Origin of the sequence: Streptomyces sp. NPDC014727 (genome assembly GCF_043083485.1) — a bacterium.
Taxonomy (GTDB): Bacteria; Actinomycetota; Actinomycetes; order Streptomycetales; family Streptomycetaceae; genus Streptomyces.
This window is the reverse complement of record NZ_JBIBYR010000016.1, coordinates 177,187-203,213: the sequence shown is the minus strand read 5'-3', so window position 1 is coordinate 203,213 and position 26,027 is coordinate 177,187. Positions and strand designations below refer to the sequence as shown.

Below are 26,027 nucleotides of genomic sequence, written 5' to 3'. Positions count from 1 at the left end.
GGATCCTTTGCTCGGTGAGCATCTTCCGGTCGGTCGGATGTCAAGTGACCGGTCACTCGACGTCGTTGAAGATAGAGTCGCTCAAGCGGTGCGTCAATGCGTGTGCATCTGCTTCCACTGGTTGGCAGGCAGCCCTATGATCCGATGTGCTTCAAGTGAACGGTCATTGGTTAGGGGTCCCTGAGTGTCCGATCGGCCGACTCTGCGCACCGTCGCGGCCAAGGCGGGTGTCTCGCACCAGACGGTCTCCCGGGTGGTGAACGGCGACCCGACGGTCACCGAAGGCGTTCGGGACAAGGTGCTTTCCGCCATGCGTGTGCTCGACTACCGACCGAGCGCGGGCGCCCGCGCCCTCGCGAGCGGGCGCACCGAGGTCGTCGGCGTCGTCCTTCCGTACAACCCCGGCTTCGCGTTCTCCAACGACCACCTCATCCGCCTGGTCGGGGGAGCGGACCAGGAACTCGCCGCCCGTGGCTACGGCTTGCTGTTGTCCACCCCCGAGGTGCCCGACGACGCGGCCTCGGCCCACCGGCGCTTCACCCGGCGCCGTCAGGTCGACGGGCTGCTCGTGGAGGCCGGGGCCGGCGGGGAGGCGCTGCCCGCGCTGCGGTCGGCCGGCTATCCCACCGTCGTCATCGGCTACACCGACGAAGACGTCTACCGCGTCCACCCCGACGACGAGGGCGGCGCCTATGCCGTCACCCAGCACCTGCTCGCCCTGGGACACCGCCGGATCGGCGTCGTCAACGGCCCGGTGGAGAACCGGCTCGCCATGGCCGCCCGGCTGCGGGGCCTGCGTCGCGCCTTCGCCGACGCCCGCCGTACGACCCCCGACGCCCTGATGGAACACGGCGACTTCACCGCGGCTTCCGGCTACGCCGCATCCGCACGGCTGATGGCGCGCCCCGAGCCGCCCACCGCGATCTTCGCCTTCAACGACAGCATGGCGTTCGGCGCGATGCGCTGGCTGCGCGAACACGGACGAGCCCTGCCGGGCGACGTATCCGTGGCGGGTTTCGACGACACCACGGCCGCGGAACTCGTCGACCCCGCGCTGACCAGCGTCAACCTGCACAGTACCGACGTGGGCCGGCGGGCCGCGCGGATCCTGCTCGACGTCCTGGACGGACGGCCCCCGGCACAACGCGAGAACATCACGCCCAGCACCCTCGAAGTCCGCGCGTCCACGGCACCACCCCCCAGGACGAACTGATCCGAACGATGGGAAAGGACAGCCGAACCGATGGAGCACACGCAGCGCTTCCGCACGGCGAACGCATACGTCGAGGACGTGTCACCCGGCAACGGCCGGGCACGGCCCCGTGCGTCGTTCCGTTCCGACGCACCGGTGATCGAACTGGACGGTTCGTGGAGCTTCCGGTTGGCCGCCGGGCTGCACGACCTGGCCCCGGGATTCGAGGACCCCGACTTCGACGCGGACGCCTGGACCCGTATCGCGGTGCCTTCGTGCTGGCAGATGGACGGCCTGCCGGGACCCACCCGCTTCGGCGCCCCCGCCTACACGAACATCACGTACCCGATCCCGCTCGACCCGCCCCGGGTGCCCGACGACAACCCGACGGGGGAGTACCGACGGGAGTTCGAGGCCGAAGAGGGCTTCGCCGACGAAGGAGCGGCGGTCCTCAGGTTCGAGGGCGTGGACTCGTGCTTCGCGGTCTGGCTGAACGGGACGCGGCTGGGCGACGGCAAGGGCAGCAGGCTGCCGACCGAGTTCGACGTCACGGACGTGCTGCGCCCCGGACGCAACGTACTGGCGGTCCGGGTGCACCAGTGGTCCGCCGGGACCTACCTGGAAGACCAGGACATGTGGTGGCTGTCGGGGATCTTTCGCTCAGTACGGCTGCTGGCCCGGCCCAGCGGGGGCATCGCCGACTTCTTCGTCCACGCCGACTACGATCACCACACGGGCGTGGGCATGCTGCGCATCGACGTCGAGGGCGCGGCCAGGCTCACCGTTCCGGAACTCGGGCTCGTCGACGCCGACCCGGCCGGACCGCACGCCGTCACCGGTGTCACGCCCTGGAGCGACGAACAACCACACCTCTACTCCGGTGAGTTGACGACGGCGACGGAACGGGTGCCGATCCGGATCGGCTTCCGGCGGATCGCGGTCGAGGACGGGGTGCTGACCGCGAACGGCAAGCCCTTGCTGTTCCGTGGCGTCAACCGGCACGAATGGCATCCGGTCACCGGACGGACGCTGACGCACGAGACGATGCTCGCCGACGTGCTGCTGATGAAACAGCATCACATCAATGCCGTCAGAACGAGCCACTACCCGCCGGACACGGCCTTCCTCGACCTGTGCGACGAATACGGGCTCTGGGTGATCGACGAATGCGACCTGGAGACACACGGCTTCTCGAAGAACGCCTGGCGGAGCAACCCCGGTGCCGACCAGGTCTGGCGGGCGGCGCTGCTCGACCGGGCCGAGCGGATGGTGGAACGGGACAAGAACCACCCCAGCGTCGTGATCTGGTCGCTGGGCAATGAGTCGGGCACCGGCGCGAACCTGGAGGCCATGGCTGCATGGATCCGCGAACGGGACACGGGCCGCCTCATCCACTACGAGGGCGACTGGGACAACTGCCTGTGCACCGACCTCTATTCGGTGATGTACCCGGACCACGCCACGGTGGCGGCGATCGCGTGCGGGCAGGAACCGCTGACCGGCGACCCCGCGAACGACGCGCGGCGGCGCGCCATGCCGTTGCTGCTGTGCGAGTACGGCCACGCCATGGGCAACGGGCCCGGCGGACTGCGGGAGTACCAGGAGCTGTTCGAGGCACATCCGCGACTGGCCGGAGGCTTCGTCTGGGAGTGGATCGACCACGGCATCGCACGGCGAGACGACGACGGAACCCTGTACCACGCCTACGGCGGGGACTTCGGGGAGCCCGTCCACGACGGCAACTTCGTCATCGACGGGCTGCTGTTCCCGGACCGCACCCCCTCGCCCGGTTTGCTGGAGTACGCGAAACTCATCGAACCGGTCAGGATCGAGGCCGCGTCGGACCGGGCCATGGTGATCCGCAACCTCCACCACACACGTGACACCGGTTGTCTCAGGTGGACTTGGCGCCTGGAGGCGGAGGGTGTCCCCGTGGCCGAGGGCGAGTGGGACGTACCGGTGATCGGGCCCGGTGCACAGGACCGTGTCGATCGGCCCGAGGCCTTGGCCAAGGCCGTCGAAACGGCCGGGTCAGGAGAGCTCTGGCTGACCGTGAGCGCCGAACTCGCCGCGAACGAACCCTGGGCCGAAGCGGGTCACACGGTGGCCTGGACCCAGATCGGCGTGGGTGCCGACAGCGCGTCGCAGGGCGTTCTGTCCCAGGCCCCACCGGCACGCGGAGGCGGGGGCCGGTTCTCGCTACCACGCCGCGACGGTGACACGATCACGCTGGGTGCCGGACGGTTCGACTCGGTCACCGGGGCCCTGGTCCGACTCGGTGAACTGCCGGTGCGCGGGCCCCGGGTCGATGTGTGGCGGGCACCGATCGACAACGACCTGTTCTCCCCCCTCGGCGCGGCATGGCAGCAGGCCGGGCTGGACCGTCTCCGGCACAAGATCCTGGACGTCGGGACCGACGACGACGGGATCACCGTCCGGACCAGGATCTCCCCGGCGGGCTCGGATCTCGCCCTGCTCGTCGACTACCGCTGGACGGCCGAGGACGGGAACCGGCTTGCGCTGACCGTCGACACCACGCCGACGCGGCCGTGGCCCGTCCCGCTGCCCAGGCTCGGCGCGGCAATGACCCTGCCCGGCGAGTTCGACCAGGTCACCTGGTTCGGTCTCGGCCCCGGTGAGGCCTACCGTGACAGCGATTCCGCGGTGCGGGTCGGACGGTACGAGAGCACCGTCGAAGCCATGCAGACCTCTTACGTACGCCCGCAGGAGAACGGCAACCGGAGACACCTCCGGTGGGCCCGCCTCACCCGCTCACGTCCGGGCGGGGACGGCACCGGCGGCATCGAGATCACCGGCAGTCCGTGGTTCGACCTGACCGTGAAGCCCTGGTCCACACAAGCGTTGCAGAGCGCGACCCACACCGCCGGCCTGGAGTCCGACGGCCTCGTCCACCTCAACATCGATCTCGAACACCACGGTCTCGGTAGCGGCTCGTGCGGGCCGTCCGTCCAGCCACGGCATCATCTGGCCGCGGTTCCGGCCCGTTTCACGTTCGGGATCCGGCCCATCGAAGCGGAGGCCGGCGATGGCGTAGGGTGATCCGCGGGACCTCGGCGGCTGTGCGGTTGCCCAGCGGGACAACGTTGGCGCCCTCACAGGGCCATGTCGCCGAGAGGAGCGTTCCGTCCATGAGTACACCGGGTCCGAGCACGACCGGGCCGAGGCGCCCGACGATGGTCGATGTCGCGCGCGAGGCAGGCGTCAGCCTCAAGACCGTCTCGCGCGTGGTGAACGGCGTGTCCACCGTCGACCCGGAGCTGGCCGAGCGCGTGCTGACCGCGGTGACCCGGCTGGGGTTCCGGCGCAACAACAAGGCGCGGGACCTGCGTTCGCGCAGTACCTCGGCGACGGTCGGTCTGCTCATCGAGGATCTGGCCAACCCTTTCTACGCGGGCATAGCCGCCGCGGCTGCGCAGTGCGCCCTGGAGCACGACACGCTGCTGATCACGGCCAGCTCGGAGGAGGACGCCGACCGCGAGCGCAAGCTCCTGCTGCAGATGTGCGAGCACCGGGTCGACGGGCTGCTGGTCGTACCCGCCGGCGGCACCGCCGACCATGTCTACCTGCGCGCCGAAATCGAGATGGGCACACCGGCCGTCTTCCTCGACCGCCCGCCCACCAATCTGCGCGCCGACACCGTGCTCATCGACAACGCGGCGGGCGCGCGGGCCGCGATCGAGCACCTGGTGGCCCGGGGTCACGAGCGGATCGGTGTGCTGTCGGACTGGCTGAGCATCCACCCCATGGCCGAGCGGCTTTCGGCCGCCGAGAGCGCGCTGGAGCGGGCCGGGCTGCCGTACCGGCCCGACCTGATCCGGTACGGCCTGCACGCGCTGCGCGACACCGAGGCCGCGGTCGAGCGGATGGTCTCGGCGCCGCAGCCGCCCACCGCGCTCTTCGCTCTCAACAACCGGATCACCCTCGGTGCCCTCGGTGCGTTGAACCGGCTGGGGCAGGACCTGGACGTGGTCGGTTTCGACGACTTCGAGACCGCCGGTCTGATGGCGCGCCCGCTGACCGTCGTCTCCTACGATGTGCGGGCCATCGGCAGGATCGGCGCCGAATTGCTGTTCAAGCGCATCGCGGGGGACAAGTCGCGCCCCAAGACAGTCGTGATCCCCACAAGCCTCGTCGAGCGCTGCACGTCGGACGCCGCGACGAAGGATCTCCCCACCGCACCGGACGTCGCCCGTTGACGGCTGCCTCGTACTCCCTGGCGGGCGGCCGCCAAGACGCCACAGCAACTCAAGTCCGCACCACTGCGAGGCGCATGGCCTCCATCAGCTCCTCGCGGGCCGCACGGAAGGCACGGCGTGCGTCAGCGCACTCGGGATCAGCCCGCCGTGCGCCGGCCACCACCGCGTCTTGGTACAGGGCGAGCTTGTAGCCGGCGTCTCTGGCCTTCGACACGACATGCGACGGCGCCAGCAGTTCGAGCTGATACTGCTTGACATGTACCCCGTGCTCCAGCAGAGCACTCTGCACCTGCTCCAACTGCGCTGCGTTCGATGCACGGCTTGCGTGGCTTATCACGTCCCTCGCCTGTGTCAGCGCTTCCAGGAACTGAACGTACGAGGAGCGCAACATCTCTCTGTCACGCTCGCCGGCATCCCGCCGCCACCGCAACCGATCCGCCAAGAGAGTGCTTCCGACACCGATGACCGCTCCCGACATGGTGCTGACCAACGTCGTCCATTCCATGGCCGCAGAGTACGGAACGTCCCAACGGGCAGCCAGAGCCTGACAGCCGTAACGGGCATGGGCTTGCTCTGGTAATTGAACGCACATCGTTTCGCTGCACGCAGGAGCGGGCGCGGAGGACCGCAGGGCTTCACTCCCCGGTCGGGCGCCACGTCCGGGTGCGTGATTCATCGGGTACTGAACGGCGCGGAGTCGACGAATCCGGGTTCGGAGCCAACAAGCGCCCGCATACCGGATGTTCGGGCGTTCCGCCGACGCGGCGAGGTGCTGTAGCTGTCGGTGCGTGACCGGCCGGAACGTGGGACACCACCTGGGCGCGGTGCCGACCGCTTCCGCCGATCGTCGTACGTCCGTGGCGAAGCGGGTGGACACGGTCCAGGCCTGACTTCCGTTTCCCGGACACTGGTGGGGAAAGCGGGGCACCCGGAAATCACCGTGTGCCGTCGACACGACTCCCTCGGGCTACCGGCGGCCGACATCGCTCCCAACCCCTAGGCAACGTTGTCTCGACTGGCTATGGTTCAGAACCGACCCACGGAGGGCGGCGATCACGTCCTTGTGTCAGGAAAGCTCGTGTCGCACTGGTCGACGGCCCCCAGTTCATTGCCATCGGCTGTCTGAGAAGGGGCGATCCTCCCGTATGTCGACGGGAAGGCTGCCGATGTAAAGCCGGCACCTTCAGGCAGACGAAGGTGTCCCGAGCGAGTGTGCTGCATCGCTAGGCAACGTTGTCTCACCTCGTTGTGTTTCAAGGGCCGAACCTTGGAGGGAACCGGAGATGGCCGACATCATGGATCTGGCGCAGTTGTGGGCCGACCATGACGCGATCCACGTGCACGGCGTCGAGGTCGCTCTGCTGACCGGAGGCTCGCGTCCCGAGGTGGAGCACGACGAGGACGGCGCGGTGATCCGCCTTCAGGCCGCCCCGGCCGGACCGGTGCTGTTGCGTCTGGCCGTCCCGATCGGCGACGCCGTCGGCTACTGGCACCCGGCGGCCGGCTGGGACCGGCATCTGGTCGCGGACTGGGCGAGCGGCTGGCGCAGCGTCGGTCTCGTCGCCTCGGCGCCGCTGGGCTGTCTGTACGACGCGGCCGGCTCGGCGCTGCTGGCGTTCGCGTCCGATCGGGTCACGGCGACGACCAGGATCCGGTTCGGTGTCGCGGAGGCCACGGCCCGCTTCGGGATCTGGCTGGCCATGGATCTGCCTCCGGGAGAGAGCTGCGCCGTACGCCTCCAGGCCGCGGGACGCTCCTTCGCCGACACGGTGCGGGCCCTGACACACCGGCTCCACGACGGTGACGTGCTGCCCACGCCCGACGCGGCCCGCACCCCGGCCTACTCGACCTGGTACTCGCTGCACCGGGACATGGACGCGGCGCGGGTCGAGGCCGAGGCGGCGCGCGCGGCCGAGGCCGGCTGCGGAATCCTGCTGCTGGACGACGGCTGGCAGCAACGGGCCCAGGGCCCCGGCTACTCCGGGAGCGGCGACTGGACGCCGGACCCGGCGAAATTCCCCGACTTCGCCGCTCACGTCAAGACCGTTCAGGGCCTCGGGCTGCGCTACCTGGCCTGGATCGCCCCGCTGCTGCTGGGCGAACGCACCCTGGCGCACGAGGAGATGAAGGAGTTCGCCCCGCATGCCGTACCACGCCTCTCGTGCCGTGTCCTCGACCCGCGCCACGAGGAGGTCAGACGGTTCGTCACCGAGACCTGCGTGCGCCTCGTACGTCGCTACGGCCTCGACGGACTGAAGATCGACTTCCTGGATTTCGCGATGCTCCACGCCCAGGAGGAGAGTGGCCGTGCCGACAGCGACGTCGGCGTGGCGATGCGGCTGCTGCTGACGGAACTGCGCGAGAGACTGCGCGAACTGCGCGGCGACGAACTGCTCGTCGAACTCCGGCAGCCCTACACCGGTCCGGGCATGGTCGGCTTCGGCAATCTGCTGCGCGCCGAGGACTGCCCGGCCGACGCGACCGCCAACCGGGTTCGGACGCTGGACATCGCCGCCACCACGGCCGGAGCCGTCCACTCGGACATGCTCATGTGGGACCCCGGGGCGACGGCGGAGACGGCGGCCAGGCAACTCCACTCGGCCCTCTACGCGACCCCGCAGATCTCCGTGCCACTGGCAGGGCAGTCCGCCGAGCACCGCGCGATGACGGCCTTCTGGCTGGGGTTCTGGTCGGACCACCGCGACGTCCTCACTCGTGGCGAGATCCGCGCGGGACGGCCGGACCAGCTCTACGAGACGGTGATCGCGAGCGCCGGGAAGCGAGCCGTGATCACCTACTACGCCGAACACCGTGTCGCTCCGCTGCGCCTTGAAGCCTTCACCGAGACCGCCCTCGTCAACTCCACCGCCGCCGCGCACGTGGCGCTGGACGTGGACGGCCGTGCCGTGGAGGTCCGGCTGGACGCGGCGGACGCCTGCGGCCGGCCCGCCGGTTCGTCCGTCCGGACCCTGGGACCCGGCCTGCACTCGATCCCCGTTCCCCCCTCCGGTCTGTGCGTGCTCAGGCCGGTGCCACCCGCGGATTGCCCGCGCTGACGTCTGGAGAGGTCCGCTCGTGTCGAACAGCCAAGATCGACGTCCTCGTACCACCGGGGAATCGCCGGCTCCCGGCGATATGTCCCGCCGCGCACTCGTGGGCCTGGGGGCGGCGACCGTCCTCGGGGCGGCTGCCACCGGCGTTCTGGCGCCGCGTGCCCAGGCCGCCGGACCGGCTGCCTCGCAGGCCGCCGCGGCGGGCCCCACGGTCACGCTCGCCTTCTCCGACCCGACCGGGCTCTACCCGGTCGACGGCGATGCCCCGGCAACCCCCGACCTGCTGGTCTCCGTGACCAGCCCCACCGCGCTGAGCGGAACCATCGCCTGGTCCGTCTCGGCGCGGAACCAGTCCCCCGGAGGCGGAACGGAGCCCTTCGAGGTGGCGGCGGGCGCCCCGAGCACGGTCACGATCCCGCTCGGCCCGCTCGGCCCCGACTACTACCTGGTCACCGCGACCGTCACGGATACGGCCGGTACGCAGTTGCTCGCGCAGACCGTGGGGCTCGGCGTGATCCGGCCCACGGTCGCCGGACGGCGCCCGCAGTCGGTGTTCGGGATGGGTATCCGGCCGGAATCCACCCCGGCGATCACCAAGCAGATCGCGCAGCGCATCGGCGTGAAGTGGACCCGGGGCATCGCCTCCGTCCAGCCCGACACCGTGTCCCCGAAAGCGGGGGTGTTCTGGCAGCAGCCGCAGATCGATGTCGCCCGAGCCGAGATAGCGGACTGGCACGAGCACGGGATCGAGACCCTCGGCGGCATCAACTACAACATGTCCTGGAACGTCCAGCCGGGCCCGAACGGCGAGCCGCTCAAGCTCTACCAGAACCGGCCCAAGGACATGACCGCCCATGTCGAGATGGTCTACCACGCGATTGCTCCGTTGCAGGACCTGGTCCCCAACTGGGAGCTGTGGAACGAGCCGTGGGTCCACGGCTGGACCTGGAAGACCGGCGACGCACAGGACTACCGGGACATGTGCCGGATGATCTGGGAACGGCTGAAGCCGGAGTACCCGGACGTGAACCTGATCGGCGGCGGTTCGGTCTCGTACAACCGTGACATCGTCTACGCCCAGGGCTCCAAGGACACCGGCTACATCGACGGTTCGGTCAACCACGCCTACGGTTACCCCGACGCCACGCAGTACGCGATGGCCAAGACGCAGATCAAGATGGACAAGCTCTGGTCGCGGACGAAGGGGCGCGCCGGGCAGTGGCAGACCGAGCTCGGCACCGCCACCCGCTACAACTTCGCCGACCTGCCTCCCGAGGAGGCCGCCTACGGGGTGGCCCGGACGCTGGCTCCCACCTATCTGCTGCACATGCTCGCCGGTGCCGAGGAGGACAGCTCCATCCGCATCTTCTGGTTCTCCCTGTCCTACGACAAGGGCTACTCCGGCGACGACTTCAACATCTACGACGTGAAGACCAGGACCCCGCGGCCCGTGGTGGTCGCCTACGCCACGATGACGAGCCTTCTCGAAGACTCGGTGCTGCAGGAGGAGTTGTACCCCGACGCGAAGTCCACGTGGGGCTTCCTCTTCCGCGGCGCGGACGGCAAGGGCAGGGCCGCCGTCTACGCCGACCAGCTCTACGACGGCACCGACGAGCACCAGAGTGCCGGTCACACCGGCACACTCACCCTGAACGACGCCCGCGGCATCCGCGCCTACGACTACCTCGGGCGCCGGCTCACCGACGGCAGGTCGTCCCGTGTCACGCTGACGCTGAAGCCGTGGGAGGCCGTCTACTTCGACAGCGACCTGTCACCGGCTGCGCTCCGCAAGGCACTGACCGACGGTGCGCGCTTCGACTACACCACGCCGCTGCACGTCAGCCCGTTGTCCTTCGTGAAGCCGCTCGACTCGACGAGCACCATCGACGTACGGGTGGAGAACGTCACGCCGAAGGCGCTGGACGCCTCGCTCGGGATCACCCCGCCGACGGGCTGGCGGGTCGGGCGGCGGACGGTTCCGGTCAACGGGATAAAGCCCGGGGAGTCCCGCGTCGTCTCCTTCCCCGTCACGGATTTCGAGGCCGACGAGCACAACCGGTACACCGTCGGATACGACGTCACCGTGGCTCATCGGCCGGGCTTCCACCAGAGCGGATCGCAGACCGTCCAGGTCGCCTATCTCCCGTTCCGGCACATCACCGTCGGCGGGAGCGCCAGCCAGTGGAACGACGTCATACCGGTGACGATGACCAGCGTGACCGCGGCCGGTGACAGCAAGACCTACTCGTTCCAGGCTGCCTGGGACGATGCCTTCCTGTACGTCAGGGCCCTGGTCGGAGACGATCTCCAGGTGTCGAACCCGGCGTTCACGGCCGACGAGTACAAGTTTCCGTTCCAGGCGGACAGCATCCAACTGGCCTTCGACGCCACGGCAGACAAGACCGAGGACCTGCTGGCCGGCGACCCGCACTACGAGAAGTGCCTGCGGTCGATCTCGCACCTGTACGTCGCCACCCTGGCCACCGGGGGCCGTTGCGAGCTGCACCGGCAGCTGGCGCCGGGCACCAACTACCAGACCTTCTACCCGACCAACGCGGTACTCCCGACGCCGCTCGGTCCGATGGACGCGCAGCAGGCCGACGGCACCGAGGGCCGGGTCCTCGTCTCCAGGGACGACGCCAACAAGCTGACCCGATACGAGATCGCGCTCGCCTGGAGTCAACTCCCCGAGCTGGCGGCCGAGGTGAGAGCCGCGCGTCCCGGAAGCATCACCCGGGCCACGTTCGCCGTCCAGGTGCAGGACGCCGGAACGACCGGTCACGGCGCCACCTACTGGACGACAGAGTCGGCACCCCCGACGTCGGGTTGCTACAACTTCGCCCCGTTCTGGGGCACCGGCGCGCAGTTCACCGGCGGTCGCGTCGACTCCCGGTGGGGCATCGGGCGCTGAGCTGCGCCCGGCCGTCCGCGGCGCCCGCCCGGCGGGAGTCCGGCGGCCGGGCCGCCCCGGTGCCGGCCTCCCGCCCGCCCCGCGGGCCCCGCACACACAGCCAGAGATCCCGGCCGAGGAAGCGGAACGAACACGACCCGCGTCCCCGACCGAGGAACCGGACCCGACGTGGACCAGCGGTACCCGTCGGCCCGGCGCTCGCACTCGTGGCGGGCGCCGGCCAGAACCAGGAGCCACACCTGTGAGCGACACTCCCGACAAGCCCATCGAGCCGCCGTGGGCGAAGCCCTCCGGCGTCCGGATCACCTCGGTCCGGGCCATCCTCACCGCACCGGCCGGTACGACGCTCGTCGTCGTCCGGGTCGACACCAGCGAACCCGGACTGTACGGACTGGGCTGCGCCACCTTCACCCAGCGGGCGGCGGCGGTCGCCACCTCGGTCGACGAGTACCTGGCACCGCAGCTGATCGGGCGCGACCCCGCCGACATCACCGACATCGCGTCGACCCTGCACGTCAGTGGCTACTGGCGCTCGGGTCCGGTGCTCAACAACGCGCTGTCGGGGGTGGACATGGCGCTGTGGGACATCAAGGGGAAGCAGGCCGGTCTCCCGGTGTGGCAGCTTCTCGGCGGCCGGTGCCGTACCGCGGTTCCCCTGTACGCGCACGCCCAGGGGCGGGACGCCGAGGAGGTCGCCGACGACGTACGCGACCTGACGTCCCAGGGCTACCGGTACGTGCGCTGTCAGGTGGCGGTACCCGGCGCAGGCACCTACGGGGCGCCGGCCGCCGCGGCCCCGGTCGGCTCCCGTCCGCCCCTGACCCCGAACGCCTGGGACCCGGCGGCGTACCGGCGTACCGTCCGGGAGCTGTTCGGGCATCTGCGCCAGGAGCTGGGCGCCGAGGTCGAGCTGATCCACGACGTCCACGAGCGGGTCCACCCCACCGACGCCGTACGGCTCGCGAAGGATCTGGAGCCCTACGACCTGTTCTATCTGGAGGACCCGGTCGCGCCCGAGGACATCGACTGGCTCCGGACCCTGCGCAGCCGGACGGTGACTCCCATCGCCATCGGTGAACTGTTCACCAACCCCGCCGAGTACCGGCCCGTGGTCCAGGAGCGGCTCTGCGACTTCATCCGCGTCCACGTCTCCGCCATCGGCGGCATCACCCCGGCCTGGCGGCTCGCCGGCGCGTGCGAACTGTTCGGCGTACGGACCGCGTGGCACGGCCCCGGTGACGTCTCGCCCATCGGCCACGCCGCCAACCTGGCTCTGGACCTGGCCTGCCCGAACTTCGGGATCCAGGAGCAGCACCTGTTCGGGGCCGCCGCGCAGGAGGTGTTCCCCGGATGCCCCGAGATCCACGACGGCCACCTGTGGCCGAGCACCGCACCCGGACTCGGTGTCGACTTCGATGAACGCCTTGCCCTGAAACACCCGCCCCGGTTCCCCGCCCCCGGTGGTGCGTGGAAGCCGCCGCGCCGCGCCGACGGTGCCCTCCAACGCCCCTGACCGACCACCCGAAGGAGCCCGATCCATGAGACCCCGTCCACCCTTCACGATCCTCGCCGCGTCCGTCTGCCTGGCCACGGTACTCGGCGCCTGCACCACCCCGTCCTCCGGAAGCGGCGGCAGCGGAACGGAGCAGAACGTCACGCTGACCGTCGCGGAGTGGACCAATCCCGGCGCGGTCGAGTTCACCAAGGAGCTCAACGCCAAGTTCGAGAAGGCGCACCCGGGGGTCACCGTCAAACTGCAGACGGCCCCGAACGCCAACGGAGCCTGGCAGCAGCTATGGAACAGCATGCTGCAGTCGAAGTCCCTCGACGTCCTCGCTCAGTTCCCCCCGACCCAGCAGGGCTACGCCCCCGACTACACCAACCTCAAGCCCGGAGGTGCGGCCGCACTCATCACCTCCGGTCAACTGACCGACCTCAAGGACCAGCCGTTCATGAAGCGGTACGACCCGGGGGTCCAGGCCGCCGCGGTCGGATACAAGGGTGGCGTCTACGGCGTCATGGCCGCCGAGTACGTGGGTGCCGGTGCGATCTGGTACAAGAAGGACCTGCTCGCGAAGCACGGTCTGTCCGTTCCCACGACGTACCAGGAATTCCTGGACGCCTGCGACAAGCTCAAGAAGGCCGGGATCACACCGATATTCGTGTCCGCGCAGAGCGGCATGCACGGCGGCGTGTGGCAAGGCATCGCGAATCAGATGATCATGAAGGGGCACCAGCCCTCGGAGTCCGTCAAGGTGTCCGAGGACCGGGCCACCGCATTCTGGAAGGGCACGCAGTCCTGGACCGACCCGGTCTACAAGGAGATCTCGCAGCGGCACACGGAGGTCATGCAGTACATCGAGCCCAATGCCTCGGGTGTGTCCCAGCAGACCGCGCCCGGCGTCTGGGCCACGAAGGCCGACGACTACCCGTTCCTGCTCGACGGCTCCTGGGACGGGCTGACCATCCAGCAGGCCAACCCGAAGCTCAACCTCGGGTTCTTCGCCCTGCCGGGCACCGACGATCCGGCGGCCAACCGCGTCGCGTTCAAGCCGGACCTCACCTGGGTGGTCCCGACCACCGCGCCGCACAAGGATCTGGCGACGCAGTGGCTCGCGATGTTCTCCGAGCCCGACAACTACAAGAAGTGGCTGGAGAAGACCGGCTCCATCTCCACCCAGCCGGCGCTGCAGAACACCGGCCTGCCCTGGATGGACTGGCTGAACGGCCACATGGGTGACGCCTTCCCGCAGCTCACCAACCCGTGGATCCCGGCAGGAGCGCCCATCGAGGCGGGCGGTCCCGACCTGTACAAGATGAAGCCGATCGGCAGCGACAGCATCGACAACCTCCTGTCCGCCTCGGCGTCGGCCTACCGCAAGTCGGTCGGCAAGTAACGAACGCACCCTCGGAAAGGAGGCTCGGCGTGGCACGCTGCCCCTTCGGAAACCAACGGACGCGGCGGTTCATCCCCTGGGCCAGCATCGCGATCCCGGGAGCCGGGTGGCTGCTGTTCGGGCTCTACCCGTCGCTCGCCACCATCGGATACTCGTTCACCCGGTACTCCGGACTCCCGGGCACGCCTCTGAACGTCTGCGGTCTGTGCAACTACTCGGCGGCCTTCACATCGCTGTCGTCCGTGGTCGGGGACGCGGTGCGGGTCACACTGACCTATGTGCTCGGCGTGACCGTACTGCAGACCGTGACCGGTCTGGGCCTCGCCCTGCTGCTGAACCGGCCCGGACGCTCCTACACCCTCTACCGCGCCATCATCTTCATGCCGCAGATCTTCTCGGTCGCGGTGGTCGGCGCCATCTTCGCGCTCATGCTGGACCCCTACTCGGGCCCGGTGGAGAAGGTCATGCACGGCATCTTCGGCAACACCTCGGCGTTCCTCGGGTCGAGCTCGCTGGCCCTGCCCCTGGTGATACTGGTGAACGTGTGGATGTTCTCCGGCTACACGATGCTCATCTACATCGCCGGGCTGCGGAACATCCCACCGGCGGTCTACGAGGCGGCGGCCATGGACGGCGCCGGACGCCTGCGGGTGTTCCGGCACGTGACCTGGCCGCTGCTGGCCCCGGCCACCACGGTGACCGTGTTCCTCACGGCGATGGGGACGCTGGGCGAGTACGCGCTGATCATGGTCCTCACCGGCGGCAACTTCGGCACCAAGACCCTCGGGCTGTACATGTTCCAGTCAGCGTTCGGGGGCGACAGTCAACTCGGTTACGGCTCGATGCTCGCGATGCTGCAGTTCCTCCTGACCGTCGTGATCGGCGGCGGACTGCTGTTCACCCTGCGCCGACGGGAGATCTCGCTGTGAAGGCCTCTCCTGCTGTCCTGGACCGGACCGATCAGGGCCCTGCTCGAAGCAGTACGTCGCAGCCGAAGGCGCCGCTGCTGTCCACGAAGGCGGCCAAGGCCGCCGGGGTGAACCTGCTCTGCTTCGCGATCGCCGCCGTGCTGTTCGCCCTGCCGCTGGTGTACATGCTGCTGCAGGCGTTCAAGACGTACACCGGGTTCCTCCAGAACCCCACCGGGATGCCGGATCCGTGGACCACGGAGAGCTTTTCGACGGCGTGGAGCCAGGGCGACTTCGGACGGCAGATGATCAACAGCCTGATCTACGCGATCATCCCCGACACGGTCACACTGATCCTCGGGGTCTTCCTGGCCTTCCCCATCTCGCGCGGATACTTCAAGCGCTCCAATCTCTTGTACACGTTCTTCATCTTCTCCGGGTTCCTGCCCGGCGGCCTCATCCCGCTGTTCATCGAGGCGCGGTCGCTCCACCTGTACAACAGCATGGCCGGGTACCTGATTCTGACCAGCCTGTCCGGTGCGGGGTTCTTCTTCTTCGTCGGGTACATCAAGGGCATCCCGCGCGAGATCGACGAGGCCGCCGCGCTGGACGGCTGCGGCTACGTCCGCTTCATCTTCACGATCATCATGCCGCAGATGAAGCCCGCCCTGGCCACCTTCGCCATCTTCGGCTTCGTCCACGCCTGGAACAACCTCATCCTGCCGCTGGTCATGTTGTCCGACGCGGCACTGTGGCCGGTCACCCGCGGGCTGTACTCGTTCTTCGGCGAGTACACGCAGAACTGGCCGCTCATCGCCGCCGGAACCTTCATCGTGGCCGCACCCATCCTGCTCCTGTTCGTGCTGCTCCAGCGCCACCTCGTCGAAGGCGTCGCCGGCGGTGCGGCGTTCGGCACGCAGGGCGTTTCCGGAGCGCCCGCCGTCCAGGCCGAGGAAGGGGACGGAACATGACCGGCCCGGTCACCTCCTGGCCCGCGGACGGCGACCGGGTGCGGTTCCGGCTCGCCGACCCGCTGCGCCACCCGGATTTCGCCTGGCCCAGGACGCTGCTGCACCATCCGGTGCGCTGGGCCGCCCCGTCGTTCCGCGCCGAACAGCTCCGGCTGGTCGACGGGACGGGGCGGTCGGTGCCCTTTCAGCTCTCGCAGGCGAACGCGGCGGACGGCCACCTGACGTACGCCGTCGTCTGCTTCTTCGCAGACCTGCCGTCCGGCGCGACACGCGAATTCACCCTGTGCGCCGATCCATCGGTGCCGACGGCCCAGGTCCCGCGACCGGTCCGGATCACCGAGGACGACACGTCCACCGTCGTGGACAACGGAGCGCTCCGGATCCGGCTGCCCTCCTCGGGCCGGTTCGCCTCCGACGCCGTACCGGGTCCCGTCCTCCAACTCGACCGAGGACACGGCTGGGTGGGGAGGTCCGCCCTGCGCTGTGGCACCGAAGACCTCGAACACCTGGAAGTACGGCTCGTGGAAGCCGGCCCGCTGTTCGCCACCCACGAACTCCGCTACCACTTCACCGGCAAAGCCTCCTACACGGCGACCGTCGGCTGTTTCCAGGGCTGCGACTTCGTCGACGTGGCCGAGGAGATGACGGCGCTCGACTCCGCGACGACGGCATGGGAACTCAGCTGGGACGGCGTCACACCGACCCACCGCTTCTCGTCCACCTGGCCGTTCTCGCAGTTCCCCGACGACCACGCCGACCCGGAATCACCGCAGTTGTACCACTGGCTCGGCATCGACGAGCCGATCGTGCTCGGCGACAGCGGGGAGGACCCGTCGTTCTCCGGACCCGGTGGCAGAGAGAGGCCGGACACCGACTTCGCCTTCACCGTCGGCCCCTACGCCCCGAGCCACGCGTGGAACATCCGCCCGCACGCCGCGTTCTGGGACGCCGGGGGAGGCGACGCGATGGGCGTCTTCCTCCGCGACCACGCCCGGTGGGACGACCGCGTCTACGCGTCCTGGGCCTCCGCGGACCACCTGCAACTCCGGTTTCGCCACGACGGCGTGCTCCACTGGACCTGGCCCCTGCGCTCCGGGTCCCGCCGGACGGCGATCGCCTTCTACGACCACGAACGCGACCTCGAAGTACTGCGCGACCAGAAGGGCACGCAGTACCCGTCCTCGTACGTGGGCCACCTTCACCACTGGCAGGGCACGCTCAGCCTGGATCGCGTCAAGGACTGGAGTCTGACCTACTCGGGAAGGCGACCCACCCCGCTGTGCTCCGAAGGCGAACTGGCCTCGCCCGACGAGCTCGTCGCCGCGCTCCTCGCCGGTGCGGAGGGCCCGAGTCTCATCGCCCACGGGGTCAACGAACACCCCGGCTACCTCAACATCGGCCAACGCCCGCTCTACGACCGGCTGCTCGACGGCTACGACCGCCTCGCCGACCGGCTCGAAGCGGCGGACCGCGAACGGGCCGACGCATTGCTGCTGCTGACCGCCCACGTCTCCGCCGGTGAGGAGATCGGCCCGCTGCGCCGCATGATCGCGGGCCACCCGAACTTCCTCGCCGACGGCAAGTCGGCGCTCGCCTGCCTCGCCTGGCTGTTCCCCGACCACGAGGCAGCACCGGAGTGGCTCGACCAGTTCGAGAAGTTCGTCGAACTGGCCGGCGTCTTCCACACCAGACCGGCGCTGCCGGCTCACGCGTCCCGGGCCGGCCGCTGGACCGAGAGCCTGGCCACCTACGTCTGGGCCTTCCTCCGCCCGGTCACCCAGGGCAACTTCCTGGGCCGCCTGACCGACGGCCGCAACCGCCTCGCCACACCGGAGTTCGCGGCCGTCGGCGACTGGCTGGTGAACGCCCTGACCGCCCCGGTCGAGACCGGCGCCGGCGGCGAACTCCGCCGCCTGCACCCCGCGCAGGGAGCCCATGCCTTCTGGCCCCGGCGCCCGCCCGTCGAGATGCGGCTCCTCGGCGAGGCCCTGCGCCGCTACCGTCCACTCGTCGCGGAGCATCTGCTGTGGGGGAGCGACGAGTTCGCCCACCGGCTCGACAGCCCGCCCGGCGCGCCCGACCCGTGGCGGGTCACGGTGCGGTCCACAGGCGACCGGGGGACCAATCCGCGGCTCAGGAGCTCGAAGTACACCGGATACGGCGTCACACTGCGCGCCGACGTCGACCGGCCCGGCGAGGTCGCGGTCTTCCTCCAACAGGTGGACCGCGGCCCCAACTACCGCTGGGGGATACCCGACGACAACGGCAGCGGGCACATCTACTACTACGCCGCAGGGCACTCCTACAGCGGCCACGGCCCCGAGGATGCCGGGGACCGCAGGGCCCCCGACGCCACCTTCGCCACTTCCTGCGCGGTCTGGAAGGACGGCGCGTACCGTTCGATCGGCCAGAACACCCTGGACCGGCCGCTCCACGACCTGGACTGCGCGCAGTACGCGGAGATCGTCTCCGACCCGGACGGTCCGGTGGGCGGCCTCTATCTGAGTCGCAGCGTCCTGCTCGTCGGCAGCGACTACCTCGTCACCTACGACGCTTTCGCCGCGGGCCAGCGCATGGTGTGGACATGGTCCGCGCTGACCGAGGCCACCGGCCACGACGCCAACAGCTTCCCGCACCTCGCCGAGCGGATGCCGTTCATCCACGTGGTCCGCGGCGTGCGTACGGACGGAGCTCTCGACGGCGCCTTCGTGACCGACATCTCCCGTGGCGTGCGCCTGGAAGGAAGGGCCGACGGGGCGAACGGCAACACGCTGGCCGTCGTGAGCCACCGCGACGACCTGGAAGTGGCCCCCGCGTGCTCGACCCCTTGGGGCACCCGGATCCGGACCCCGCACAGCCTGGACTTCGTGTTCCGGCACGAGGCGTCCGTGCACTACGAGCCGAAGACGGTCGACGTCGCCGAGCAGGGGCTGCGCTTCTCGGGGACGGCAGGGACCATCCGGCTCTTCGACGACGGCCTGCGGCAACTGACCCTCTTCCACGGAAGCGCCGTGGGAACCTCCGAGCTCGTCCTGACCACCGAGGACGACGAACTCGGCATCGGCCTCAGCTACCGGGACCCCGCCGAGGTCCGAGGCGTCTACCACGCCCCGTCGGACAGTTCGGTGAGCCTGCACGTGCCCGGCGGCCTCGATGCGGCGGCCCGCTTCCACATCGACGGCGAGCCGGCACGCCTCCTCACCGTGTCGCAGGAATCGATCACCGTCGCCCTGCCCCGAGGCCGCCACCGCTGGGAGTTGACGAGCGGACAGCCGGAACCGCCGCCCTCGCAGGTCGTACGGACCGAGACCGTCGGCGACGGCGTGCTCGTGCACTTCTCCGCCGCAGCCGCCGCGGACCGCTACATCGTCCAGCTCAGCTCCGACGGCGGCCACACCTGGGCGACGGCAGCGGAGACGGCACGAAGTCCCGTCCACCTGACGGGGCTTGCCGAGGGCGAGAAACGTCACGTCCGCGTCATCGCCCGGAACAGTCGGCGACAGGCCGCTCCGGGCGCCGACTATCCCGTTCACCCGAGCCGTCTGGTGCCGGATCCGCCGGACGGGCTCGGACTCCGGCTCGGCGACGGCATGGTCACCGCCACGTGGGGCGAGGTGCTGGGGGCCGGCGGGTACCGGCTCTACCGGCGCCGCAAGGGCGAAACCATCTATCACGAGATCTTCGCCGGATTCGGGTTCCGGCACGTCGATCACGCGCCCGGGGTCGTCCCCGGACGCGACGATCCGGACGGGGCCCGCCCGGCGGACGTGACCATGTACGAGTACGCCGTCGCGGCCGAGAACGGCAACGGCGTCGGCCCGAGGTCGGCTGCGGTGGACACGGAACCAGGAAGTTGGCGGCACTGGAGTCCACCGACGGATCTCGTCTTCCGTCGACAGCACACCTACAACCAGCCGCCCTACGTGCCCGCGTCCGCTACCCCCCGCCCCTACGGCCACCAGGTTCCGGCCCCAAGAACGCCTGCCGTCGACCCCCGGGCCGGGGAGGCGCCGTGATCGAGCAGCGGATCCTGGTCACCGGGGCCGCGGGCCGCATCGGCCGTGAGCTGCGCCCGCGCCTGGCCCGCGAAGGCCGGACCCTCCGCCTCCTGGACGTCGCGGAGACCGGACCGGCCGGCCCGCAGGAGGACGTGGAGACCGTCCGGGCGTCCTTCACCGACCAGGACGCGATCGACGCGGCCTGCCAGGACGTCGACGCGGTACTCCACCTGGGCGGACTGGCGGGGGAGACATCATGGGAGCGGATCGCCGACATCAACATCGACGGCACCCGGCGGGTCCTCGAAGCGGCACGGAGGCAGGGCGTCCGCCGCGTGGTGCTCGCGTCGAGCATTCACGCCGCGGGGTTCCACACCCGGGACGGCGCGGTCGACGGCGTCCTGCCCGCCGCCGTAACGCCGCGTCCGGACACCTATTACGGCGTCAGCAAGGCCGCGATCGAGGCGCTGGGCAGTCTCTACCACTCCCGGTTCGCCATCGACGTCACCTGTCTGCGCATCGGCGCGTTCCGGCCGCGCCCGCTCGCCCCCGAGGACCTGGCCGCCTGGTTGTCGCCGGGCGACGCGGCCCGGCTCGTCGAGGCATGCCTGCAGGCCGAGCCCGCCGCGTTCCGCATCCTGTGGGGCATCTCCCGCAACACTCGGCGATGGTGGTCGCTGGAGGAGGCGGAGGCCATCGGGTACCGCCCCGAGGACGACGCGGAACACCATCTGGCGTCGATCCTCGGCTCCGGGACCTTCGGCCCGAGGGACCTCGATCCTGCCGGCCCTCGCAACTTCCGTGTCGGCGCCGGCTTCTGCGCGATGCCGCTCGGCTGACGACCGGAGGGCCCGGCCGATCGAGGCCGGGGCCCGTGAGGGGCAGGCAACGTTGTCCCGGATGGGGTGAGTCAGGCGCGCCCGGGTGGCGGGAGGACTCGGGCGACCTCTTCGGCAGGTCCGGCGGTGGACGTGCCGGGCCGGGACGCTCCGCGACCGCGTCCGGCCGTCGAGCGGGGATCGCGCCTGTGCGGTCGTTGGTCACGCCGCACCCCGGCCCTGTTCGGCCCGGCCGATCCACTCATCCGGCGAAGACGGCCGAAGGCAGGCCGACGGCGCCGCCCGTCTCGTCGACGACGAAGACGGACCCCGCCGGGTCGTCGCCCGGAAGTTCCAGACCCTCCCGGGCCGAGGTGACGTACAGCGCGTCGAGGCGGGGTCCGCCGAACGTGCAGGAGGACGGCTGGTGCACGGGCAGAGGTATCTCGCCGAGCAGGTCGCCGTCGGGGGAGATCCGGGCCAGGCGCGCGCCGCCCCACACCGCGACCCACAGACACCCGCTCGCGTCGACGGTGAGCCCGTCCGGCATGCCCGTACGTGCGGGAAGCCGGAAGAGCGTGCGTCGACGGACTATCCACGGGTCTTCGTCAGTGGTGTCGAAGGCGTAGATCTCGCCCGCGATCGAGTCGGCGAGGTAGAAGGTGCGGCCATCGGGGCTCCAGCCGAGTCCGTTGGGCAGAGCGAGCCCTTCGAGGACCACCCGGCTCGTCCAGTCGGGCAGCAGGACGTGCAGTGCGCCGCGGCCCGGCCGGAAGTCCATCGCCGTGCTGCCGGCCCAGAACCGCCCGTGCCGGTCGCACTTCGCGTCGTTCATGCGCTCGTCGTCGGACAGGAAGGTGCGCCGGGCGGTCATCGAACCGTCGGCATCGACGCTCGCGAATCCCTCGGCCGTCGCCACCATGAAGCCTCCGCCGCGTCGGGGCACCGCCGCGCCTACCTGTGTCGGCAGCCGAAGGCTGGTGGTCCGGCCGGTGAGCGGGTCGCTGGTGTGGATGTGCCCGGCGGGGATGTCCACCCAGTGCAGGCGCCGGAGCGCGGCGTCCCAGACCGGTCCCTCACCCACCCTGGCTCTGCCGGGGATCGCGATCCTGGCCGTCATCGGAGCCCTCCGTCGTCGCCTGCGGTCGGGACGCCCGTCATCAACCGGGAAGCACCACAGCCGCGTTGGCGAGCAGTCCGCCGTCGACGGGCAGCGAGACGCCGGTGATGAAGCTCGCTCGGTCCCCGGCCAGGAAGGCGATCGCCTCAGCTACCTCGTCCGGTCGTGCCACCCGGCCGAGCGGATGCATCCGCCCCCAGGACTCGACCAGTTCCTGCGTGCCCCGGTCACTGCCGTCGGAGAAGGCGCGGGCGGAGGCGCGCAGCATCGGGGTGTCCACCGACGCGGGACACACCGCGTTGGCCCTGATCCCGTTCTGCGCCTCGTCGATGGCGATCGACCGGGCGAGCGCGTTGAGCGCCCCTTTGCTGGTGGTGTAGGCGGCGACGGCGGTCTGGGTGACGAATGCCTGCACCGAGGAGACGATCACGATCGAGCCCGCCCCACGGGCACGCAGGTGGGGGAGCGCGTGCTTGACGGCGTGGAAGGCGCCGGTCACGTTGACCGCGAGGACCTCGTTCCACTCGTCGGCGCCGGTCTCCGCCGCGACGCCGTAGCGCTGGATCCCGGCTGCGGCGACGAGGATGTCGAGCCCGCCGTGTGCCGCCGAGACCCGGGTCACGAGTCGAGCGGTGGCGGTCTCGTCGGTGACGTCGACCTCGACGCGCTCGACACCGGGAGGCAGTTCCTCGTGCGCGCCCTCCGGTGGGATGCCGGCCGCCACGACCGTCGCCCCGCGCGCGGCGAGCACCCGGGCCGTCGCGCCTCCGATGCCGCTGAATCCACCGGTGACAATGGCGACCTTGCCGTCGAACTCCGCCACGTTCCGCTCCCTCGATGTGGTCCTGGGCCTCAAGCCTGGCCGAGCCCCACCGTCGAAATGATCCAGGGGCAGCTGCGACGGGCGGTTCCGGTCGACGACCACCGCACGGACGGCCGGGCGAACTGCGTTCCGGCGACGTCCACTTCACTCTAAACAACGTTGTCTCAGCCCGCTAGTCTGTGGCTGTTCCGCACTCCGGCGCGCTTTCGGGCGGTGCTCCTCGGCCGCGCCCGGCTGTCGCTCGATGCCGTGCCGGAGTCCTTCGCGTGGGCGCTCGTACGTCGGGCGGTGAGGAGAAGAAGCTCGTGACGACGGAGTGGATCAGATGGCCCGCCAACGTCATTGCCCGGTTCGGCGGTGAACCCGTCGCGTTCGGAGGTGACTACAACCCCGAACAGTGGGACGAGAGTGTGTGGCCCGAGGACGTCCGGCTGATGCGTGAGGCCGGAGTCAATCTGGTCACCGTGGGTGTCTTCGCATGGTCGACGTTGCAGCCGGAGCCCGATCGATGGAATTTCGGCTGGCTGGATCGGCTGCTCGACCAACTGCACGGGGGCGACATCGCGGTTGATCTCGCCACGGCCACCGCATCGCCCCCGCCGTGGCTCACCACACGGTTTCCCGAGGTGCTGCCCGTCGACCGGCAGGGGCGGACGATGGCGCAGGGCGGACGTCAAGCCTGGTCGCCGTCGTCACGGATCTACCGCGAGCACTCGCTCGTGCTGGTGGAGAAGATGGCGGAGCGCTACGGCGAACACCCGGCGCTCGCACTGTGGCACGTCTCCAACGAACTCGGCGGCCACAACTCCCGGTGCTACGGCGAAGCGAGCGCCGTGGCCTTCCGGAGCTGGCTGAGGGTCCGCTACGGAGACTCGCTCGACGAGCTGAACGCCGCGTGGACGACCAGCGCGTGGAGCCAGACGTACTCGGAGTGGGAAGAGATCCAGCCGCCGCGGCTGACCTTCACCGACTCGAACCCGACGCAGGTGCTGGACTTCGACCGGTTCAGCTCCGACCAGCTGCGGGCGCAGTTGCGGGCCGAGACGGCCGTCCTGCGGCGGGTCACGCCCGACGTGCCGGTCACCACGAACCTGGTGCTCTTCGATGCCGGGAAGAACATGAACTACAGCTCGTGGACCGGCGATGTGGATCTCATCGCCAGCGATCACTACCTGAGACCGACGTCCGACGCCCAGGCAGAGCTGTCCTTCTCGGCAGACCGGGCCCGTGGACTCTCCCGGGGGAGGCCGTGGCTGCTGATGGAGACGGCCACCGGCGCCACGAGCTGGCGCCCGGTCAACCCCGCGAAGCGTCCGGGACAGCTCCGGAGGGACGTGCTGGTCCACCTCGCCCGCGGGTCCGACGGCATCTGCTTCTTCCAGTGGCGGGCGGCGCGTGCGGGCGCCGAGCGGTTCCATTCCGCGATGCTCCCGCACGCGGGGGCCGGCAGCAGGAAGTTCCGGGAAGTGAAGGCGCTCGGAGCGGAGCTGGCACGCTGTGCCGAGGTGCTCGGCAGCCGGGTGGCGGCGGACTGCGCGCTGCTCTTCTCCGAGGAGTCGTGGTGGGCGGCCGACCGCGAGTCGCATCCGCACAACGGTCTGTCGTACATGGAGTCCGCCCTCGCGTGGTACCGGAGTCTGCGGGACGCGGGCGTCGCCGTCGACATCGTTCCTCCGTCGGCCCAACTGTCGGACTACCGACTGATCATCGTGCCCATGCTCTACCTGGTCCGCGACGAGGACGTGGCCGCGCTCGCCGCTGCCGTGCACGCGGGGGCGACCGTGCTCGTCACCTATTTCTCCGGCATCGTCGATCCGCTCGACCGGGTGCGGCCCGGCGGCTATCCCGGAGCGTTCCGCGAACTGCTCGGCGTGCGCGTGGAGGAGTTCGCGCCGCTGGTGGACGGGGACTTCGTCGACATCGACGGGGTCACGGGACCGGTACGGGTCGCCGCCTGGAGCGAGGAGATCGATCCCACCGACGCGGAGGCGGTCTGCTGGTACGAGGGCGGCGACTTCGCGAGCGCACCGGCGATCACCCGCGCGCACCGGGGCGAGGGGGAAGCCTGGTACGTGGGCGTGGAGTTGGACGACGACGCGCGTGCGTCTCTGGTGGGGCGGCTCGTGAAACGGTTTGCGAGGACGGCGGTTCCGGCCGGAAGCGCCGTCGAGGCCGTGACGCGCCGTTCGGCCGGCCATGACTACGTCTTCCTCATCAACCACGGCGACACCGAGACGAGCGTATCCGGCGGGGGGACCGACCTGCTGGACGGATCGGTGCACGAGGACGGGGTCACGGTGCCGGCGGGCGGGGTGCGGGTCCTCAGGCGGGCCCGGTGAACGCATCGGGCGTACCGGCCGCGACCAGGTACCAGCGTCCGCCGAGTGCGACGACGCGGTGCGGCTCGACCTCGCGCTCGGTGGGTGCGGAGCCCCTGGCCGTGTACCCGAACCGCAGCCGCTCCTCGTCCCGGCAGGCCTGGGCGACCGCGGTGAGCACCCCCGCGCCGACGACCGGCCCGGACGCGACGGCGGAGAGGGTCACCGCCCGCAGGGCGTCCACCCTGGTCCTCAGCCGGGGCGGCAGAACCCGCACCGCAACGACGCCGACTGCTGCCAAAAATTCAGCCAAGGAGCTGATCCGCCGCTATCCGGCCGCCTTCGGCCCGGCCGGAGTGAAGGACGTCCAGGCCTGGTGCGGACTGACCCGCCTGGGCGAAGTCGTCGCGGAGATGCGGGCCGAACTACGCCACCACTCCGGCCCCGACGGTCGGGATCTGATCGATCTGGCCGGCGCCGAGCTGCCCGACCCCGAGACGCCCGCTCCGGTACGGCTGCTGCCCGCCTTCGACAACGCCCTGCTCGGCCACGCCGACCGGACCCGGGTCATCAGCGACGAGGACCGGAAGCGTGTGATGCCCGGCCAGGCACAGGTGCGGCCCACGTTCCGCGGGCTACCTCGTCACGATCGCGAGTTCCGCCTCGACGACTTCGAGACGGCGCTGCTCGGCAGCCCTCCGGTGTCGGTGGTGAGCCAGGACATCGAGCTGATGGGGCGCACGGCCGCCGAGTTGATGAGCCCGGCTCAACGGTGACAGCTCGGAGTTCGTCACCCGGGTG

17 protein-coding genes are annotated in these 26,027 nt (G+C 70.1%); 13 read left to right on the top strand and 4 right to left on the bottom strand.

Translation table 11 applies throughout. The features are described 5' to 3' along the window. The first annotated feature begins 184 nt into the window (after positions 1-184). The 3 genes from ACF1B9_RS24800 to ACF1B9_RS24790 all read left to right on the top strand — a co-directional run bounded on the left by ACF1B9_RS24800 (position 185) and on the right by ACF1B9_RS24790 (position 5,409). Positions 185-1,213: a LacI family DNA-binding transcriptional regulator gene (locus ACF1B9_RS24800; protein ID WP_391743421.1), complete on the top strand. Its 1,029-nt coding sequence runs from the start codon at positions 185-187 to the stop codon at positions 1,211-1,213. A 30-nt stretch (positions 1,214-1,243) separates the two neighbouring features. After that, entirely contained in the window at positions 1,244-4,252 is a 3,009-nt protein-coding gene (locus ACF1B9_RS24795) for a glycoside hydrolase family 2 TIM barrel-domain containing protein (protein WP_391743422.1), read from the top strand. An 89-nt stretch (positions 4,253-4,341) separates the two neighbouring features. Next, complete coding sequence (locus ACF1B9_RS24790; RefSeq protein WP_391743424.1) at positions 4,342-5,409, top strand: LacI family DNA-binding transcriptional regulator; 1,068 nt, start codon at positions 4,342-4,344, stop codon at positions 5,407-5,409. A 49-nt stretch (positions 5,410-5,458) separates the two neighbouring features. Here the strand turns inward: ACF1B9_RS24790 and ACF1B9_RS24785 are convergent, their stop codons facing one another. Next, positions 5,459-5,914 (bottom strand): hypothetical protein, encoded by a 456-nt coding sequence (locus ACF1B9_RS24785; protein ID WP_391743426.1) that lies wholly within the window; start codon positions 5,912-5,914, stop codon positions 5,459-5,461. Between the two features lie 778 nt (positions 5,915-6,692). On the opposite strand from ACF1B9_RS24785, the gene ACF1B9_RS24780 reads away from it, so the two are divergent. From ACF1B9_RS24780 to ACF1B9_RS24745, 8 genes are all read left to right on the top strand, one after another. Beyond that, the gene (locus ACF1B9_RS24780) at positions 6,693-8,465 is read left to right on the top strand and encodes an alpha-galactosidase (protein ID WP_391743428.1); all 1,773 of its coding nucleotides are present in this window, start codon (positions 6,693-6,695) and stop codon (positions 8,463-8,465) included. A 79-nt stretch (positions 8,466-8,544) separates the two neighbouring features. Continuing rightward, the gene (locus ACF1B9_RS24775) at positions 8,545-11,373 is read left to right on the top strand and encodes a hypothetical protein (RefSeq protein ID WP_391743430.1); all 2,829 of its coding nucleotides are present in this window, start codon (positions 8,545-8,547) and stop codon (positions 11,371-11,373) included. A 241-nt stretch (positions 11,374-11,614) separates the two neighbouring features. Next, positions 11,615-12,886, top strand: coding sequence for an enolase C-terminal domain-like protein (locus ACF1B9_RS24770; RefSeq protein WP_391743431.1), 1,272 nt, complete (start codon positions 11,615-11,617; stop codon positions 12,884-12,886). 25 nt (positions 12,887-12,911) lie between these two features. Beyond that, positions 12,912-14,270: an ABC transporter substrate-binding protein gene (locus ACF1B9_RS24765; protein ID WP_391743433.1), complete on the top strand. Its 1,359-nt coding sequence runs from the start codon at positions 12,912-12,914 to the stop codon at positions 14,268-14,270. A 29-nt stretch (positions 14,271-14,299) separates the two neighbouring features. After that, positions 14,300-15,199 (top strand): carbohydrate ABC transporter permease, encoded by a 900-nt coding sequence (locus ACF1B9_RS24760; RefSeq protein WP_391743434.1) that lies wholly within the window; start codon positions 14,300-14,302, stop codon positions 15,197-15,199. Beyond that, the gene (locus ACF1B9_RS24755) at positions 15,196-16,149 is read left to right on the top strand and encodes a carbohydrate ABC transporter permease (protein ID WP_391743436.1); all 954 of its coding nucleotides are present in this window, start codon (positions 15,196-15,198) and stop codon (positions 16,147-16,149) included. Before ACF1B9_RS24760 ends, ACF1B9_RS24755 begins: the two co-directional genes overlap by 4 nt. Continuing rightward, positions 16,146-20,165 carry a hypothetical protein gene (locus ACF1B9_RS24750; protein ID WP_391743437.1) on the top strand — a complete coding sequence of 1,340 codons (4,020 nt, stop codon included), beginning with the start codon at positions 16,146-16,148 and terminating at the stop codon, positions 20,163-20,165. Before ACF1B9_RS24755 ends, ACF1B9_RS24750 begins: the two co-directional genes overlap by 4 nt. After that, on the top strand, positions 20,162-20,986 hold the full coding sequence (locus ACF1B9_RS24745) for an NAD-dependent epimerase/dehydratase family protein (protein WP_391743439.1): 825 nt from the start codon (positions 20,162-20,164) through the stop codon (positions 20,984-20,986). Before ACF1B9_RS24750 ends, ACF1B9_RS24745 begins: the two co-directional genes overlap by 4 nt. A 241-nt stretch (positions 20,987-21,227) precedes the next feature. Here the strand turns inward: ACF1B9_RS24745 and ACF1B9_RS24740 are convergent, their stop codons facing one another. Both ACF1B9_RS24740 and ACF1B9_RS24735 read right to left on the bottom strand, forming a co-directional pair. Next, positions 21,228-22,085, bottom strand: a complete 858-nt coding sequence (locus ACF1B9_RS24740) for an SMP-30/gluconolactonase/LRE family protein (protein WP_391743441.1) — start codon at positions 22,083-22,085, stop codon at positions 21,228-21,230. A 40-nt stretch (positions 22,086-22,125) separates the two neighbouring features. After that, positions 22,126-22,908 (bottom strand): SDR family NAD(P)-dependent oxidoreductase, encoded by a 783-nt coding sequence (locus ACF1B9_RS24735; protein WP_391743442.1) that lies wholly within the window; start codon positions 22,906-22,908, stop codon positions 22,126-22,128. Positions 22,909-23,174: 266 nt separating this feature from the next. Between ACF1B9_RS24735 and ACF1B9_RS24730 the strand changes: the two genes are divergently transcribed. After that, complete coding sequence (locus tag ACF1B9_RS24730; protein ID WP_391743444.1) at positions 23,175-25,247, top strand: beta-galactosidase; 2,073 nt, start codon at positions 23,175-23,177, stop codon at positions 25,245-25,247. Here ACF1B9_RS24730 and ACF1B9_RS24725 read toward each other — a convergent pair. Next, complete coding sequence (locus ACF1B9_RS24725; protein WP_391795940.1) at positions 25,231-25,527, bottom strand: helix-turn-helix transcriptional regulator; 297 nt, start codon at positions 25,525-25,527, stop codon at positions 25,231-25,233. The two genes, ACF1B9_RS24730 and ACF1B9_RS24725, sit on opposite strands and share 17 nt — an antisense overlap. Between ACF1B9_RS24725 and ACF1B9_RS24720 the strand changes: the two genes are divergently transcribed. Then, entirely contained in the window at positions 25,472-26,002 is a 531-nt protein-coding gene (locus ACF1B9_RS24720; protein WP_391743620.1) for a DNA glycosylase AlkZ-like family protein, read from the top strand. The genes ACF1B9_RS24725 and ACF1B9_RS24720 overlap by 56 nt on opposite strands. Positions 26,003-26,027 lie beyond the last annotated feature (25 nt).